Origin of the sequence: Xylanibacter ruminicola, assembly GCF_900142525.1 — a bacterium.
Classification (GTDB): Bacteria; Bacteroidota; Bacteroidia; order Bacteroidales; family Bacteroidaceae; genus Prevotella; species Prevotella ruminicola_A.
This window is the reverse complement of record NZ_FRBD01000013.1, coordinates 116914-133714: the sequence shown is the minus strand read 5'-3', so window position 1 is coordinate 133714 and position 16801 is coordinate 116914. Positions and strand designations below refer to the sequence as shown.

Genomic DNA, 16801 nt, shown 5'->3' with positions numbered 1-16801 from the left:
CGCTTACGGACTGTCTGAGGATCAAAACTGCCATCACGGTCACGAGGTGTCTCTACAGTTACCTCACCATACTGCGTCTGAACAGTTTTAGGCATTTTGCCATTACGACGATTCCCTGACTCACGGGACCCTTCACTCAAGTGAGCATCCATCTCACCCTCAAGAGCTGCATTCAAAATACGCTCCAACATTGGTGCCAATGCACCATCTTTTCCAAACAACGGCTTGCCTGTACGCAACTGCTCGGCTGCCAGCTTGTAATCAATTTCTTCGTTTGCCATCATAAAATAAACGTGTTAAACTACATTTTGTTGTAGCCTGACACAGTTTACTTTACATTCTCCTTTATTGATGTTTCTTCTCGTCTTGACTATGTATATACGTTCATGGCCGTTGCTGGTTAGTATGGCTATTGTTGTATATTTTTTGTCGCCAAGGGTCAAAACTTTTGTGAACGTTTCTCTGATGACAATTACCGCTTGCTTATATTTTGATATAATGATGGTAGCAGGTCTTTTCTTCCAGCCAGTTAATTGTATGATGGTTATTGTTTTAATGACTTTAGCAGTATTATTAATGTTGAGAGGAAAGCCTGTGTGGCTCAGATTATTTGTAGCTCTGCTTTATATTGGTTATGGAGTGTTTTACTTATTTCACAATGATATTGTGGGGCCAATTGGGTTTATGATTAGAGATCGTCCTGTCGATGTCCCTGCACAATGGTATCATTGTTATAGATTCTTTTGGCTGGGAATTTATTCTGAGTCTGTCGCATTTACCGTTGGGATTATCGCAATTGTTTTGATTGTTATTTATAACCTGTTTTCAAAATACAAAGGGAAAATGTGTCTTTTGGGGGATAAATGGTGTTGTTGAATCTTTCTTCGCAAGCCTTGCGAAGAGGAAATAGATTGGTGCTTTCATGGAAATTTATTATCTTTGCAGCAAAGTTTTTAAAGTATGGGTGAGGAGATTTTAGATTTTGGTCCCGTAAAGGATACGATGCAGGGCATCATCAAGGTGATTGGTGTTGGTGGTGGCGGCTGCAACGCTGTGCGCAACATGTATAATGAGGGCGTTGAGGGCGTTACTTATGCGGTGTGCAACACTGATAGTCAGTCGTTGTCGCGCTCGCCAGTGCCTGTAAAGATACTGCTGGGCGAGAGTGGTCTGGGGGCTGGCGCTAATCCGGAACTTGGCAAGAAGGAGGCTGAGGCTAACATCAACGACATCGTGAAGTTGCTGAGCGATGGTACCAAGATGGTGTTCGTGACTGCAGGTATGGGTGGTGGCACAGGTACTGGTGCTGCGCCTGTGGTAGCTGGCGTGGCCAAGGATATGGGGCTGCTCACCATCGGCGTGGTAACCATTCCGTTCTACTTCGAGAAGAAGCGCAAGATTATCAAAGCACTGAAGGGTGTTGACGAATTGCGCAAGAATGTAGATGCGCTGTTGATAGTGAATAATGAGCGACTCTGCGATGTGTATGCTAACTCGGAGCTATCGGTAAAGGAGGCTTTCCAGCGGGCTGACAATATTCTGATGGATGCTGTGAAGGGTATCTCGGAACTCATCACCATGCCAAGTGATGGAGGTATCAAGAGTGACTTCCGCGATGTGGAATCGACCATGCGTAATGGTGGAGGTGCCATTATGGCAATGGGGCGTGCGAGTGGTAATCTGCGCGTGCAGAAGGCGATTCTGGATGCGCTCGATTCGCCCTTGCTTTATGGTAATGATATAGGCAAGGCCAAACGAATACTATTTAATATCTATGCAAGTGATGAGCATCCGATATTTGTTAAGGAACTGCAGGAGATTGATGATTTCTTTGACCAGCTGGATCCAAACATCGAGGTGATCTGGGGTACTGCCACTGATGATACGCTTGGCGAGGATGCTAAGGTAACCATTCTGGCCACAGGCATGGAGGATGACCTGAGTAACGAGGCGAAAAAGGAGGTTCACCATGATGAGGATGATTACTATGAGAGTTTGATTCCTGGATTGTACAAACCCGAGAAGAAGACTGTGGGGCAGATTATTGGCACACAGACGGAAATAGAATGGGAGGTGGCACAAGCACCAGAGCCAGAGCCTGCTCCTGAACCAGTAGCTGTTGAGGAAGAACCACATGAGCCAACGGCTTTGGAGAAGCTGAAGATTTGGCTTAATGGATTTATGAAAGACATTTCAGAATGAGCGGACCAATGACACCAGAACAGACTGCCCAGGAGATTAAACAACTTGTGGAGCAGTTGCAGGCTGAGGGTAGGAACGACCTTCTGCTGAAGGCCATTGGTGTGCCATTGCTTGAAGAATTGCGAATTGAGGCGGCCAAGAGTAAACTAAGCAGACTGGTGATAACTGATGATTATCGTTTTGTGCTGGTAGACTATCATAAAGAGGTGGAACTGCAGCCTGTTCACAAGGCTGTATATCTGCTATTCCTGGCTCATCCTGAAGGAATAGAGTTTAAGCACCTGGTGGATCATCGCAATGAACTGATAGGTTATTATAAGGCCACAGCCAAGGGGCTGGACATCGATAAGATCATTGAGGGTGTGGACCACTTGGTTAATCCGCTTGATAATGCCATCAATGAGAAGTGTTCGCGTATCAAGAAAGTGTTTATGGAGATGATGGACGAGTACACTGCCAGCTACTATATTATCAGTAGTCATACCAAGAAGCACATAGCGAACCGCATCTGGTACGAGCGACTAAAGATCATTACTCTGCCAAGGGAATTAGTAAAATCCCCCGCTCTGGGATGAGCGAGGGATTTTTGTTATGTTTAGAACTCTGCTGATTTCGGAGTACGTGGGAAAGGAATCACGTCGCGGATGTTCTGCATACCTGTTACGAACAGGATGAGACGCTCGAAACCGAGACCGAAACCGGCGTGAGGGCATGAACCCCAACGACGGGTGTCGATATACCACCAAAGGTGGGTCTGGTCCATCTCGCGGCGATTGATCTCGCCCATCAGCTTGTCGTAGCTCTCCTCACGAACAGAACCACCGATAATCTCACCAATCTGTGGGAAGAGTACATCGGTACCCTGCATGGTAGGACCAGGTGCAACGGCGCCCTTGTAACCTACTGAACCGCCATCGGCAGTGTCCTGATTCTGCTTCATATAGAATGACTTGAAGGCACGTGGATAGTCGGTCATGATGACTGGCTTCTTGAAGTGCTCCTCAACGAGGTAGCGCTCGTGCTCAGAGGCAAGGTCGTCGCCCCAGTTGCATGGGAACTCGAACTTCTTACCATTCTTGATAGCCTCCTGAAGGATGTTGATACCCTCGGTGTAAGGCAGGCGAACGAAGGTCTCCTTGAGTACACCCTCCAGACGCTCAATAAGTGTCTTGTCGATCATCTGGTTGAGGAACTGCAGGTCGTCCTTACAGTTGTCGAGTGCCCAACGTACACAGTACTTGATGAAGTCCTCTTCGAGATCCATCAGCTCTTCCTGATCGAGGAAGGCTACCTCAGGCTCTACCATCCAGAACTCGGCCAAGTGACGTGGAGTGTTTGAATTCTCAGCACGGAAAGTTGGACCGAAGGTGTAGATAGAACCCAGTGCAGTAGCACCAAGCTCACCCTCGAGCTGACCAGACACTGTGAGTGAAGTCTGCTCGCCAAAGAAATCGTCGTCGTAGATAATTTTGCCGTTCTCGTCCTTCTTCAGGTCGTAGAGGTTCTTGGTGGTTACCTGGAACATGTTTCCTGCTCCCTCACAGTCTGATGCTGTGATCAGTGGGGTGTGGAAGTAGAAGAAACCGTGCTCGTGGAAGTAGGTGTGGATAGCCATAGCCATGTTGTGGCGGATGCGCATTACGGCACCAAATGTATTGGTACGCAGACGCATGTGAGCGTTCTTACGCATCACCTCAAAGCTCTGACCCTTCTTCTGCATAGGATAGTCGTTGCCACACAGACCGTAAACCTCAAGTTTTGTAGCCTGGATTTCTGACGACTGACCTGCGCCCTGACTCTCTACCAAGATACCCTCGGCAGCGATGCAGGCACCTGTGGTGATCTGCTTGAGTGTCTCTTCTTCGAACTTAGCGGGATCAACCACAATCTGTACGTTCTTGATGGTAGATCCGTCGTTGAGGGCAATGAAGTCTACTGCCTTAGAGCTGCGGTGCGTGCGCACCCAACCCTTTACGCAGACCTCCTTGCCATATTCTGTGCTCTTCAGCACATCAATAATCTTAGTACGTTTCATCTTTCAATGTTCAATCTTCAATGTTCAATTACTCGTAAGCTCCCATGCGCAGACGATCTACCTCCTCCTCAGTCAGGTAGCGCCAGTCGCCACGCTTCAGGTTCTTCTTGGTGAGACCTGCGAACTGAACGCGATCGAGCTTCTGAACGCGATAGCCCAGGCTCTCGAAGATACGGCGAACGATGCGGTTCTTGCCTGAGTGGATCTCGATGCCAACCTGCTTCTTATCTGTTGGGTGAGCATACTGAACGTCGTCGGCCTTGATCTCGCCGTCCTCAAGCTGGATGCCCTCGGCAATCTGCTGCAGATCGTGAGCAGTAACATTCTTATCGAGATATACGTGATAGATCTTCTTCTTGAGGTACTTAGGATGTGTAAGCTTTGAAGCCAGATCGCCATCGTTGGTGAGCAGCAGCACACCAGTGGTGTTGCGGTCCAGACGACCTACAGGATAAATGCGCTCTGTGCAAGCGTTCTTAACCAGATCCATAACAGTCTTACGCTGCTGTGGGTCGTCGCTTGTAGTTACGTAATCCTTTGGCTTGTTGAGCAGCACGTAAACCTTCTTCTCGATGCTTACTGGCTGATCGTGGAACTTAACAACATCGGTACGCAGAATCTTTGTTCCCAGCTCGGTTACTACCTCGCCGTTAACGGTTACTACTCCTGCCTGGATGAACTCATCGGCCTCACGACGGCTGCAGATACCAGCATTAGCCAGGAACTTGTTCAAGCGGAGTGGCTCGTTTGGATCGTAGTTAATCTCCTTGTACTCGATACGCTTCTTCATAGAGTACTTTGCATTTGGATCGTAGTCGGCTGAGTGCTGACGTGAAGGCTTCTTGTAAGGAGATGCGCCGTAAGGCTTGCCATAGCCACCCTGCTGAGGACGACCGTAACCGCCCTGCTGTGGACGACCATAGCCACCCTGCTGTGGACGACCGTAACCGCCCTGCTGTGGACGACCATAGCCACCCTGCTGAGGACGACCGTAACCGCCCTGCTGAGGACGACCGTAACCGCCCTGCTGTGGGCGACCGTAACCGCCCTGCTGAGGACGACCGTAACCACCCTGCTGAGGACGACCGTAACCGCCCTGCTGTGGGCGACCGTAACCGCCCTGCTGAGGACGACCATAACCACCCTGCTGAGGACGACCGTAGCCACCTTCGGCATTGTAGTTGTTACGTGGACGATAGCCACCCTGTGGGCGCTGAGGAGCATTGCTCTGCAAAGCAGCACCAAAACCCTCTGGACGGAAACCGCCCTCATCGTCATTGTTATTGCGATAGCTTGTACGCTCATAGGCTGGGCGTGCAGCTGTATGAATGCGTGGACGTGGTGAACGACCTGGACGATACTCTCTCTGAGCGCCATCCTGTGCAATCTCTTCCTGTTTCTTCTCGTTGTTTTCGAAATCCATATGTTGTATATTTTTTTAATTTGATTACTTGTAAATACTAATTATTCTCTTTTATTAAATTCCTGTATAGGTTGATGGTGTTATGGCGCGTAGCTCTTCCTTAACATCCTCGCTAACTTCGAGTGTCTCAATAAAATTCTTGATCTTCTCTCCTGTAAGTTTCTCATTGGTTCGTGTCAGGGCCTTCAGAGTCTCGTATGGGTTGGGGTAGGCCTCACGACGCAGAATGGTCTGGATAGCCTCAGCTACTACAGCCCAAGTATTGTCGAGATCCTCCTGTAGCTTCTCCTCGTTGAGGATAAGCTTGCGCAGACCCTTCAAAGTGCTTTGGAAAGCGATGACGGCATGCCCCATAGGTACACCTACGTTACGCAGAACGGTAGAGTCGGTAAGGTCGCGCTGCAAGCGGCTTACAGGCAGTTTGGCTGCCAGGAACTGCAGAATAGCGTTGGCGATACCGAGGTTACCCTCAGAGTTCTCGTAGTCGATGGGGTTCACCTTGTGTGGCATAGCGCTCGAACCTACCTCGCCCTTCTTGATCTTCTGCTTGAAGTAGTCCATAGAGATGTACATCCAGAAGTCGCGATCCAGGTCGATGACGATGGTGTTGATACGGCGCATAGCGTCGAAGATGGCACCAAGCCAGTCATAGTTCGAAATCTGGGTAGTGTACTGCTCGCGCTCCAATCCAAGCTTCTCGCTAACGAACTGGTTGCCAAATTCGCGCCAGTCGTACTGTGGATAAGCCACGTGGTGAGCATTGTAGTTACCTGTGGCACCACCAAATTTAGCTGTGATTGGTGTTGCCTTCAATCCGCGCAGCTGTTCTTCCAGACGGTACACGTAAACCATGACCTCCTTGCCCAGACGGGTAGGTGAGGCTGGCTGTCCGTGGGTCTTGGCCAGCATGGGGATGTTTTTCCATTGTTCGGCATAATCGTGCAACTGCTCGATAAGCTCCTCAACCATTGGGTAGTAAACCTGCTCCAGAGCCTCCTTAATAGAAAGAGGTACGCTGGTGTTGTTGATGTCCTGAGAGGTGAGTCCAAAGTGGATGAACTCCTTGTAGCTCTCAAAACCACCCATAGCGTCGAGCTGCTCCTTGATGAAGTACTCAACGGCCTTCACGTCGTGATTGGTAATCGACTCGATGTCCTTAACTCGCTGAGCATCAGCGGGTGTAAACTTTCGATAGATGTCGCGAAGCTGATCGAAAAGTTGATGGTTGATACCCTGAAGTTGAGGCAATGGTAATTCACAGAGTGTGATAAAATACTCAATCTCTACGCGTACCCTGTAACGGATAAGGGCGTATTCTGAAAAGTATTCTGCCAATGGCTCGGTCTTACTTCTGTAACGGCCATCTATAGGCGAGATGGCTGTCAATAAACTTAAATCCATGTTTTAATTTACTTCCTAAAATTATCGATAATCTTTATACTATTTCTATCCCTTTAAACCCAAAAACGCAACCTCAACGGCTGCGTAAACGAGCTTTTTGTGTTGTGGGCGTTGACGGATTCGAACCGCCGACCCTCTGCTTGTAAGGCAGATGCTCTAAACCAGCTGAGCTAAACGCCCTCATTTCTTGTAAGCGGGTGCAAAGGTACGAAGAAAATTTGAGACTGCAAAATTTTCTGGCGAAAAAATTGCAGTCTCATGCAAAATTATAGCTGATAGAGGTCATTTGCGGCCATTAACTCCACTTTTTTGTCTGAAAGAATCTTCTCGCAGGCATCAAGATCGGTAGGACGGATAACCACTGTAGCTACATCGCCATTGGCGAACGAATACATATACTCGATGAACACGCCGTTCTCAGAGAGGTGCTTCAGCACTACTGCCAGCGAACCGCTAACGTTGGGGCATACAAAACCGATAACATCAGTAATCTTAACGGCGAAGTGAGCCTCCTTAAGAACCTGATAAGCCTTGTCAGGGTCGGAAACGATGCAACGCAGAATACCAAAGTCGCTGTTATCAGCGATACTCATGGCCGAAAGGTTGACACCTGCCTTACCCAAAACTTCGGTTACCTCAGTCAGGCGGCCTGACTTGTTCTCAAGGAAAATTGAAAGTTGCTTTGTCTTCATAATCTTTATTGTTTTTAGATTTTTCGATTGTCGATGACGCGCTTAGCCTTACCCTCAGAGCGCTCGATGCCCTTAGGCTCAACGAGCTTAACCTTGAATCCCAGTCCGATAACGCTACGCAGTTCGGCCTCAAGCTTCTTCTGCAGACCAACCATTGTTGCCATATCGTCGGTAAAGTACTCTTCCTTCACCTCTACCTTCAACTCTGATGTGTCGGTGTTGTTCACACGGTCTACAGTCAGCAGGAAGTGTGGCTCGTACTCAGGCAGCTTCAGGATGACATCCTCAATCTGCGATGGGAATACGTTGACACCACGGATGATGAGCATGTCGTCGCAGCGGCCCAGAATACGGTCCATACGTACCAAGGTACGTCCGCACTTACACTTCTCGTAGTGCAGGGCTGTCAGGTCGTGGGTGCGATAGCGCAGCAATGGCATACCCTCCTTGGTGAGGTGTGTGAAAGTCAGCTCGCCAAATTGTCCTTCAGGCAATGGCTCGCCGGTATTGGGATCCAGAATCTCTGGATAGAATAAGTCTTCGTTCAGGTGGGTACCGCACTGGTGCTCGCACTCGTAACCTACGCCAGGACCTGCTATCTCGCTCAGGCCGTAGATGTCGTAAGCCTTAATGCCAAGAGTTTCTTCCAGCTTCTTGCGCATCTTCTCGGTCCAAGGTTCGGCACCAAACACGCCTACCTTCAGTTTGAACTCATCGCGAGGATACTCGCACTCCTGCATAGCCTCGCCCAGGAACATGGCGTAGCTGGGGGTACAGCAAAGGATGGTGGTGCCAAAGTCGTGCATCAGCGTCATCTGCTTCTGGGTGTTACCAGATGAGATGGGGATAACCGATGCGCCGATGTTAGTTGCGCCATCGTGTGCTCCCAGTCCTCCTGTAAAGAGTCCGTAGCCATAGGCCACCTGGAAGATATCGTCCTTAGTGGCACCATAGGCGGTGAATGCACGACTGATGGCCTCGCTCCACATAGCAAGGTCCTTGCGGGTGTAAAGTACTACGACTGGTTTGCCGGTGGTACCCGATGAGGCGTGGATTCTTACAATCTGACTCATTGGTACGGCAGCCAGTCCAAAGGGATAATTGTCGCGGAGGTCGAGCTTGTTGGTAAAGGGGAGTTTCGTGATGTCGTCGATGCTCTTGATGTCACCTGGCTCCAATCCCATCTCCTGAAACTTTTTGCGGTAGAAGGGGGTGTTGTAATACACGTACTCTGCCATCTTTACCAGACGGCGGCTCTGGATTTCGCGAAGCTGCTCGCGATCCATGCACTCCATTGTCTCATTCCAAATCATTGTCTGTTTCGCTGTTGATAATTTAAAAGTACTTTACGGGCACAAAGTTAGCGTATTTTTTTGAATCAACCAAGAAAGTAACCTCAAAAATAGAATTTTTATTTAAATGCTTTGGAACTTTCGTATATTTATCGTATTTTTGCCGCTGTTCTATTATATATATTAATAAGGTATGAAAAAGCTGTTAACATGTTTATTGGCTGTGCTTGGACTTACCACAGCCTGCGGACAGAAAAGTTACGAGATCGATGAGTTTACCACCAAGAGTGGTAAGACCGTCAAGTTTCACGCCCTGATGCATGCTTGCATCCGCATCGAGTTCGATGGTAAGGAGATACAGATTGACCCTGTGCAGAAGTTGGGCAATCGTACTGTTGATTATACTGCGATGCCCAAGGCCGACTACATCTTTGTGACCCACGAGCATGGCGACCATTACGATGCCAACGCTATCAAGCAACTTTCGACAGATAATACTCAGTTGGTGATGAACAAGCGTTGTGCTGATATGTATGGAGCGGGTAAGGTGATGGTAAATGGCGACGAGCTACAGTTAAACGATGTTAGCGTTGAGGCCGTTTCTGCCTATAACATTACCGAGGGCCACACCCAGTTCCATCCCAAAGGTCGCGACAACGGCTATATCCTTACCATCGATGGTCTCCGCATCTACATTGCTGGCGATACCGAGGATATCCCTGAGATGTCGCAGATCAAGAATATCGACATTGCTTTTCTGCCTTGCAACCAGCCTTATACGATGACTCCCGATCAGCTGGTCCGTGCAGCCAAAATCATCAAGCCCAAGGTACTGTTCCCATACCACTACGGACAGACTGACCTAAGCGGTGTAGCAGAGAAACTAAAGGGCATCGATGTAAGAATACGTCATTACGAATAATAGCGTATTTTTACACATATTAAAGATGTGTCGAGACTCATCGAGATTTTATGTTAAACCCTACCTGAACTCTACCATTTTAGTACAAAATAGGGGATATAGCCTAAGGATATATACACAATACGGCGTACTAGAATATTTAGTATTAGTAGTTGTGAAAAAATTCTCTAGAGAATTTTTGCGCAACTAGGCGTTTCAGCAATATCTAGTACGTGTCTTAGCTAAAAATTCTCTAGAGAATTTATTTACTGCTATGCGAGGTAAACTTTGCTATCATGCATGATTATGTTTGAGAAATAGCGCATCAGCCGCTTTTTTGTCGGGTTTAAGTAGTGTTTTAGTAGTGTTTGCGGTAGTGTTTAAAAAATGTGCAAATATCTAATAATAAGTGTTTTAGTTGGCTTTTTGTAGTGTTTAATGCCGTTTTTAAAAATCTGAACTATGTTTTTTTTTAAAATCTTCTTTATGATTCATATTTCCATCGAATTTCTTTGTGATTCTCTGGAAAATATGTAACTTTGCAGCATGAAGGTGGTTATAGCAATAGACTCATTCAAGGGATGCCTCACTTCGTACGAAGCTAATCAGGCGGCATCTGAGGGTATCAGGGTGGCCTGTCCTGATGCAGAAATCATCGAAGTGCCCGTTAGCGATGGTGGTGAGGGCTATATGGAAGCTTTTCATGCAGCCATTGGAGGCAGGCTCGAGGAGGTGACGGTGAGAGATCCACTGATGCGCCCCATTATAGCTAAGTATCTGTTACAAGGCGAGATGGCGGTGATAGAGATTGCCCAAGCCAGTGGGTTGACCTTGTTAGCAAAAGAAGAGCGCAATCCCATGGTGGCCACAAGCTATGGCACAGGTCAACTTGTGGCCGATGCTGTGCGCAAAGGGGCAAAGCATATCATTATAGGACTTGGCGGTAGTGCTACCAGCGATGCAGGCATGGGTATGCTTCATGCTCTGATCGATGCTTTTGCCAAACACAACAAATGGGATGATATCGATGCCTTCAAGGACGTCAAGTTTACTATTGCCTCTGATGTCAAGAACCCTCTATATGGTGAAAAAGGTGCAGCCCACGTCTTTGCCCCTCAGAAAGGTGCTACGCCAGAAATGGTACTCCGTCTAGACGAGCGGGCTAGGAAATTTGCAGAGATGTCTGCCAAGCATTTTGGTTACGACCATTCGCTGACGGCTGGTGCTGGCGCTGCAGGCGGTCTTGGCTATGCCTTCCTGCAATACCTCCATGCAGAAAGCAAGTCTGGCATTCAGCTGCTGCTCGAAACCATCCAATTCAAGGAAATGGTGAAAGATGCAGATCTCATCATCACAGGCGAAGGCTCAGCTGATCGCCAAACGCTGATGGGCAAGCTTCCTGTGGGCATTTTAGAACAATCGAAAGTTCCAGTATTCCTGATAGCAGGCAGAATCAGCGATCGCGAAGAACTGCTGAATGCAGGCTTCGCCCGCGTAGAATGCATCAATCCTCCTGGTATCTCCCTCGAAGAAGCCATGAAAAAGCACGTGGCCCAACAAAACATTCAGGAATGTGTAGCCGACATGGTTAAAAAGAATTAATTCAAAACAAGATACCAGAAATAATCGTATATTTGCAGAAAATGCATCGACTAATTCTGATATCTATTAACTTTTTGCTCATATCTGTATCAATGTTCGCAGAAAGTGGTCTGCCCATCATAGAGATAAAGGCAGACAGGACGATGATTTATCCTCAACGAATGGAATTGACGGGGGAGGAGTCGTTGATGGATGTTCTACAATTGGTACCTGATTTGATGATTGCTGGATATGAGGATGTCATCTCCAACTATAACCTCCGCATAGACAACTGTCCGATGAATGGTGATACAAAGTTGATTCTTAGTCAGATGAAGGCTAAGGATATCGCTAAGATTCAGGTATGCGACAATACGGGAGTGGCAAAAGGAACCATAGGAACGGGGAGGGTGCTGGATATTAACATGAAGATGCCTGATGCGTTGAAAGGATTTGTAGAGGGGCAAGGTGATTTTGGAAAGAATGTGGCTGGTATTGCATCCGCGAATGTGTTATATGGAAGTAAAAACACAGATCTGTATGCCAATGCGTCTTATCGCCATCAGGATGGGAATGTGGAATATCTGACGCTTCATATGACGAACCGTTTTGACGATAAGAACAAACTATTGACCTATTTCACTCAGCAATATCTTGACCTGCCTTCTGGTACATCGCGTAAGGTTATGGGCAGGGCGCGATACTTCCACACCTTTAATGATCAGGGTACAGAACTGCTCATGGTGGGTGGCTATCAATATGCTAGTGATCCGAACTTCTCCAACAAGTTGCCATTGTATATCGTAGAGCTGAATACACCTCTTCTAACTCAGCGTTTGTCTATGATGCTTGGTGCAGAGGGCGATTTCCTGATGACCAGGCAAAGCGATACTGACAAAAGTTGGAATGTGTTTAATAACGATATCTATTTGCAGTTCACGTATTCGTTGCCTAAGTGGAAATTGACACTTGGTAATCGTGTGATGTTCTATAACTATAAACTTAAAGATGCAGGAATCACTCAAAAGCATGCCGATACCCGTGACAATGCAAATGCATGCGTCATCTATGTGCCAGACAGTAGGAATCAGATCCAGTTGGGCTATTATCGCAAATACTATAATCCTGCCTATCAATCTCTCTTTATGAATGCCAATACGCTTTCTGATGAGGAATGGGCGATAACGAAGGGAAAACTGGTGGAGCGGACCATCAACCAGATGAAGTTGGCGTATGCCTATAGTAAGCAGAAACTGACTGTACAGACGGAGGCAAGTTATTATGCCATTGAAGATGGCGAGAATTTTACTGAATTGGGGGCGTCTATTTATTGGAAAATGAATGGGTTGACTCTGGCAGGTGGGTCGAATCTATATACCGCAAAGAGTGGAACCTATGCTTCATTCAGGTTTGTTCCCACAGTTTATCTTAATAATGATTGGCAGATAGGGCTGCAGATGGTATATTACACCAGTAACTCACCCAAACGTGAGCAAACTGGTGTTCCTGTGTATGGCTGTCTGTCTGTAAACAAGCAATTTGGCGCGAGATGGAATTTGGGAGTTGATTGGCATGATATGTTTGATGCATTCTGTAGTGATGCAAAGTTTAACAGGCATGCTGCCAATATGAAGTTGCAATATAGATTCTAACTAAAACAAGATAGTGTGTATGACAAGTATTGAACTGGATATGATACAAACTGCCGGCATAGGTGCGTTAGCCCTCCTAGTCGGTATGGTTTTAACGAGAAAGGTTGCTTTTCTTCAGAAATTCTGTGTGCCGTCGCCAGTAAGTGGTGGAATCATCTTTTCGTTGTTAACCTTGGCACTATATGGTTTTTGCAGTATCGAGGTCTCGTTCGATGGTACGTTGAAGAATGTTTTCATGCTGGCATTCTTTACCAGTGTAGGTTTCCAGAGTGACCTGAAAGTTATTAAGAAAGGTGGTCGGCTCTTGGTGATTATGCTTGCCTTATTGGTAGTCATTATTGCTTTGCAGAACCTCATGCCAATGGGTATTACCCGGCTCATGGGTGTTGATCCTTTGATAGGAATGGCTGCGGGTAGCATCTCAATGACTGGCGGACACGGTACGGCTGGTGGATTTGCAAGCGTTCTTGAGGGGATGGGGCTTCATGGTGCAGGAACAATAGGTATGGCTGCTGCAACCTTTGGTCTGATAGCAGGTTCTATGATTGGAGGTCCGTTGGCAGAGAGGATTATTCGTACCAAACTTACACATGAACAGATGCAGCCACAAGATGAAGAGATAGACCCCGCAATGGCAGGTATCGAGAGCGATGAGGCCTCTCCAACAGGTAGAACAAAGCGTGTCAGCACAAACGAGCAAGAATTCCAGCAGTATGCTAAGGCAGCTTATTGTATTCTTCTGGTGATGGGAGGTGGTACAGTATTGAGTTGGTTGCTGGCAAAAACTGGTATCACGTTCCCAACCTATTTCGGAGCGTTGATTCTGGCAGCCATCGTTCGTAATACCATAGGATTCGTGAGTTACAAGGATGAGGGTAAATGGGAGAAAGCAGAGAAGTTACTTGATATGGAACGAATTATCAGTGTAGGAAACATCTGCCTGTCTATGTTCCTTGGTATGGCCATGATATCTCTTAAGCTATGGGAACTCCAAAGCTTAGCCCTTCCATTGATAGTCATCTTGGTCTCTCAGGTACTTATGATGGCGCTATTTGCTTACATTGTGGCTTTCCCTTTGTTAGGTCGCGATTATGATGCTGCTGTACTGTGTGCTGGTATGTGCGGTTTCGGCCTTGGTGCAACCCCCAATGCGATGGCCAATATGAGTGCTGTATGTTATAAATATCGCTATACAGTCAAGCCCTTCCTCATAGTTCCAATCATTGGTGCTATGTTCGCTGATATGATCAACACAGGAATGATCACTCTCTTTCTTAATTTAGTATGATGGCTTATGAATGTTTAAGTAAAAAGAATAAATCCGTGTAATCTTTCGACTACACGGATTATATTATAGAGTTGTATAAATCTTACTTGACCTCCTCGAATGAGACATTCATTGATTTACAACTACTTGCGTGAGCTTGGTATCAAAATGTTGCAAAATGCTGATAAGCATCCGTGTAGCAAACATCTAATAACCAGCAGCAAAGGTACGATTTTCTATCGAAACAGCCATAAGAAAACTAATAAAAAGCATAGGAGAAGTTTAAAAGTCTTAAAAAAACATCTAATTTCGGACAAAAAAGCAAAATTTCCAGGCTTTTTCTTGTTTATTCCGAAAAAAATATCTAATTTCGGACAGAAATTTAAGGATTAATTATAATTGTATGCCCCAGATACTATCAAAGGAGATACGGAATCGCATCGTTTCAGGTGGTGAAAATAAGATGTACACCATTAGCGATTTTGCCGACTTGAACAATGACTCGTTGGTTACGAGAGTGTTATCAAGGTTGGAAGAGGAAGGTATGCTAGTACGATTAACTCAAGGGCTTTACCTCTACCCCAAGCAGACTCGTTTTGGCATTGTCAAACCGACTCCCTATGAGATAGCGCAAGCTGTAGCAGGTAAAGATCATGCAAAGGTGATTCCTTCTGGCGCAATGGCACTGAACGAATTGGGCTTGTCTACCCAGATTCCAACCAATGCTGTTTTTATTACTAATGGTACACCGCGTACAATTAAGGTTGGAAATCAAACCATCACTCTGAAGCGGGCCGTACCAAAGATGTTCTCATTCCAAAGTACCTTGTTTCCTTTAGCCATTACAGCCATGAGGGATCTTGGAGCTGCGAATGTAGATGATACTATGGCAACTCGGATTATAGAGATATTATCAAAAGATGACAAAGAGGCAATCAAAGCCGACTTCCTTAAAGCACCAGCATGGATTAGGAAGAGACTGGCTCCTCTGTATTCATAATTATAATAAGGTATAAGGGATGAATCGACAGCAGTTATGGACAGACCTTGACATTAGTGAACGTCAGGTGATACTTGAAAAAGTCAGGGAGAAACGGAAACTTGACGTTATCGCTATAGAAAAGGACTTTTGGGTCAGCATGGTCCTAAAAGCTCTATTCTCATTGCCCGTAGGAAAAAGCATTGTATTTAAAGGAGGAACTAGTTTGAGTAAAGGTTGGAACCTCATTGACAGATTCAGTGAAGATATTGATTTGGCTATCGATCGCGAGTTTTTCGGCTTTGCTAAAGAATTAGGCAAGAACCAACGCGACAAATTGCGCAAGACCTCGAAGAAGTATATCGAGGAAACACTTGCTCCAACTCTCGCAAATCAACTTGGTGAATTAGGACTTGCAGACCAAATAAACGTCCTTGTTCCGCTTGTCAAGGAGTCAGATAAAGACCCTATGGAACTCTTTATAGAATACAAATCCGTGCTTCCCTCCATCAATCCATATATCAATAAACGGGTGAAGTTGGAGATAAGTTGTCGTTCCATGCGAGAGCCATTCAAGGAGATTCCCATGCGTTCAATGATTGCAGAGGAATATGCAGACGAGTCTTTCGCAGAAGCCCCATTCCTTGTTCCAACAGTATTGCCTGGCAGAACCTTCTTAGAAAAGGTGTTTCTTTTGCACGAGGAGTTCAATCGCCCCAATGGTTGCACGCACTTAGAACGTCTGACCAGGCATCTTTATGATATTGAGAAGATGATGGACAAATCATTTGCAAAAGAGGCGATGAACGATAGCCAACTCTATAATGACATCGTGGAGCATCGCAGTAAATTTACAGCTTGGAGTGGACTTGATTATAAAAGTCATCAACCCTCAACGATTTCATTTGTTCCTCCATCCGAGGTTGAAGATAGTCTTCGACGTGATTATACCAGTATGCAACAGAACTTCATATATGGCGACTCACTACCCTACGACGCTTTGATAGATCGCATTAAGCAACTACAGCAGCGATTCAGAGATATAAAGTTTTGAAACAAAGAGATAAGGATATGCCAACAAACAAGAATGCTCAATTACGCTATCAGGTGCTAGATCGATGCTTTAGCGATTTCACCCATAAATATTCTATTGACGATTTGATAGATAAAGTCAATGATGTGCTTTATGACCTGAATGGTACAGAAGTTAGCATAAGGCAGATTCGAGATGACATAAAATATATGCGAGACCGAGTTACATATAATGCACCGATTAAAGCATATCCTTGATAGCAAACATGAGGGCATAAAAAACAAATAGCGTGTAACTCATTGAGCTACACGCTATTTTGTTGTGTTTTGTTATGTCTTTACTT

At 46.2% G+C, this 16801-nt stretch carries 16 protein-coding genes and 1 tRNA gene; 10 read left to right on the top strand and 7 right to left on the bottom strand.

Features of this window, described 5'->3' with window-relative positions:
• Positions 1-281: transposase (locus tag BUB86_RS09780; protein ID WP_175549472.1), on the bottom strand; the 281-nt coding region annotated here is incomplete at its 3' end.
• Positions 282-405: 124 nt separating this feature from the next.
• Here BUB86_RS09780 and BUB86_RS09775 point away from each other — a divergent pair.
• From BUB86_RS09775 to BUB86_RS09765, 3 genes are all read left to right on the top strand, one after another.
• Entirely contained in the window at positions 406-876 is a 471-nt protein-coding gene (locus BUB86_RS09775; protein ID WP_139261543.1) for a hypothetical protein, read from the top strand.
• 84 nt (positions 877-960) lie between these two features.
• Positions 961-2202, top strand: a complete 1242-nt coding sequence (gene ftsZ / locus BUB86_RS09770; RefSeq protein WP_073208906.1) for a cell division protein FtsZ — start codon at positions 961-963, stop codon at positions 2200-2202.
• A complete protein-coding gene (locus BUB86_RS09765) occupies positions 2199-2777 on the top strand; it encodes a hypothetical protein (protein WP_073208904.1) in 579 nt (192 codons plus the stop codon). The genes ftsZ and BUB86_RS09765 overlap by 4 nt, the downstream gene beginning before the upstream one ends.
• Before the next feature lie 20 nt (positions 2778-2797).
• Here BUB86_RS09765 and asnS read toward each other — a convergent pair whose 3' ends face one another.
• The 6 genes from asnS to BUB86_RS09735 all read right to left on the bottom strand — a co-directional run bounded on the left by asnS (position 2798) and on the right by BUB86_RS09735 (position 9066).
• Positions 2798-4237 (bottom strand): asparagine--tRNA ligase, encoded by a 1440-nt coding sequence (asnS, locus tag BUB86_RS09760; RefSeq protein WP_073208902.1) that lies wholly within the window; start codon positions 4235-4237, stop codon positions 2798-2800.
• A gap of 28 nt (positions 4238-4265) precedes the next feature.
• Positions 4266-5660: a pseudouridine synthase gene (locus tag BUB86_RS09755; RefSeq protein ID WP_073208900.1), complete on the bottom strand. Its 1395-nt coding sequence runs from the start codon at positions 5658-5660 to the stop codon at positions 4266-4268.
• A 54-nt stretch (positions 5661-5714) separates the two neighbouring features.
• The gene (gene purB / locus BUB86_RS09750) at positions 5715-7061 is read right to left on the bottom strand and encodes an adenylosuccinate lyase (RefSeq protein WP_073208897.1); all 1347 of its coding nucleotides are present in this window, start codon (positions 7059-7061) and stop codon (positions 5715-5717) included.
• 105 nt (positions 7062-7166) lie between these two features.
• Positions 7167-7241 (bottom strand) — tRNA-Val (locus BUB86_RS09745).
• 86 nt (positions 7242-7327) lie between these two features.
• Positions 7328-7753 carry an ACT domain-containing protein gene (locus BUB86_RS09740; protein WP_073208895.1) on the bottom strand — a complete coding sequence of 142 codons (426 nt, stop codon included), beginning with the start codon at positions 7751-7753 and terminating at the stop codon, positions 7328-7330.
• Positions 7754-7767: 14 nt separating this feature from the next.
• Positions 7768-9066, bottom strand: coding sequence for a phenylacetate--CoA ligase family protein (locus BUB86_RS09735; protein ID WP_073208894.1), 1299 nt, complete (start codon positions 9064-9066; stop codon positions 7768-7770).
• A 172-nt stretch (positions 9067-9238) separates the two neighbouring features.
• On the opposite strand from BUB86_RS09735, the gene BUB86_RS09730 reads away from it, so the two are divergent.
• The 7 genes from BUB86_RS09730 to BUB86_RS17855 all read left to right on the top strand — a co-directional run bounded on the left by BUB86_RS09730 (position 9239) and on the right by BUB86_RS17855 (position 16715).
• The gene (locus BUB86_RS09730) at positions 9239-9967 is read left to right on the top strand and encodes an MBL fold metallo-hydrolase (protein ID WP_073208892.1); all 729 of its coding nucleotides are present in this window, start codon (positions 9239-9241) and stop codon (positions 9965-9967) included.
• 525 nt (positions 9968-10492) lie between these two features.
• Positions 10493-11548, top strand: a complete 1056-nt coding sequence (locus BUB86_RS09725) for a glycerate kinase (protein WP_073208890.1) — start codon at positions 10493-10495, stop codon at positions 11546-11548.
• A 92-nt stretch (positions 11549-11640) separates the two neighbouring features.
• The gene (locus BUB86_RS09720) at positions 11641-13179 is read left to right on the top strand and encodes a hypothetical protein (RefSeq protein ID WP_073208888.1); all 1539 of its coding nucleotides are present in this window, start codon (positions 11641-11643) and stop codon (positions 13177-13179) included.
• A 19-nt stretch (positions 13180-13198) separates the two neighbouring features.
• Positions 13199-14467 carry a sodium/glutamate symporter gene (gene gltS / locus BUB86_RS09715; protein WP_073208886.1) on the top strand — a complete coding sequence of 423 codons (1269 nt, stop codon included), beginning with the start codon at positions 13199-13201 and terminating at the stop codon, positions 14465-14467.
• A 382-nt stretch (positions 14468-14849) separates the two neighbouring features.
• Positions 14850-15446 carry a DUF6088 family protein gene (locus BUB86_RS09705; protein WP_073208882.1) on the top strand — a complete coding sequence of 199 codons (597 nt, stop codon included), beginning with the start codon at positions 14850-14852 and terminating at the stop codon, positions 15444-15446.
• Between the two features lie 19 nt (positions 15447-15465).
• Positions 15466-16479 (top strand): nucleotidyl transferase AbiEii/AbiGii toxin family protein, encoded by a 1014-nt coding sequence (locus tag BUB86_RS09700; protein ID WP_073208880.1) that lies wholly within the window; start codon positions 15466-15468, stop codon positions 16477-16479.
• Positions 16476-16715 carry a hypothetical protein gene (locus BUB86_RS17855; protein ID WP_254795145.1) on the top strand — a complete coding sequence of 80 codons (240 nt, stop codon included), beginning with the start codon at positions 16476-16478 and terminating at the stop codon, positions 16713-16715. Before BUB86_RS09700 ends, BUB86_RS17855 begins: the two co-directional genes overlap by 4 nt.
• Positions 16716-16801: the final 86 nt, after the last annotated feature.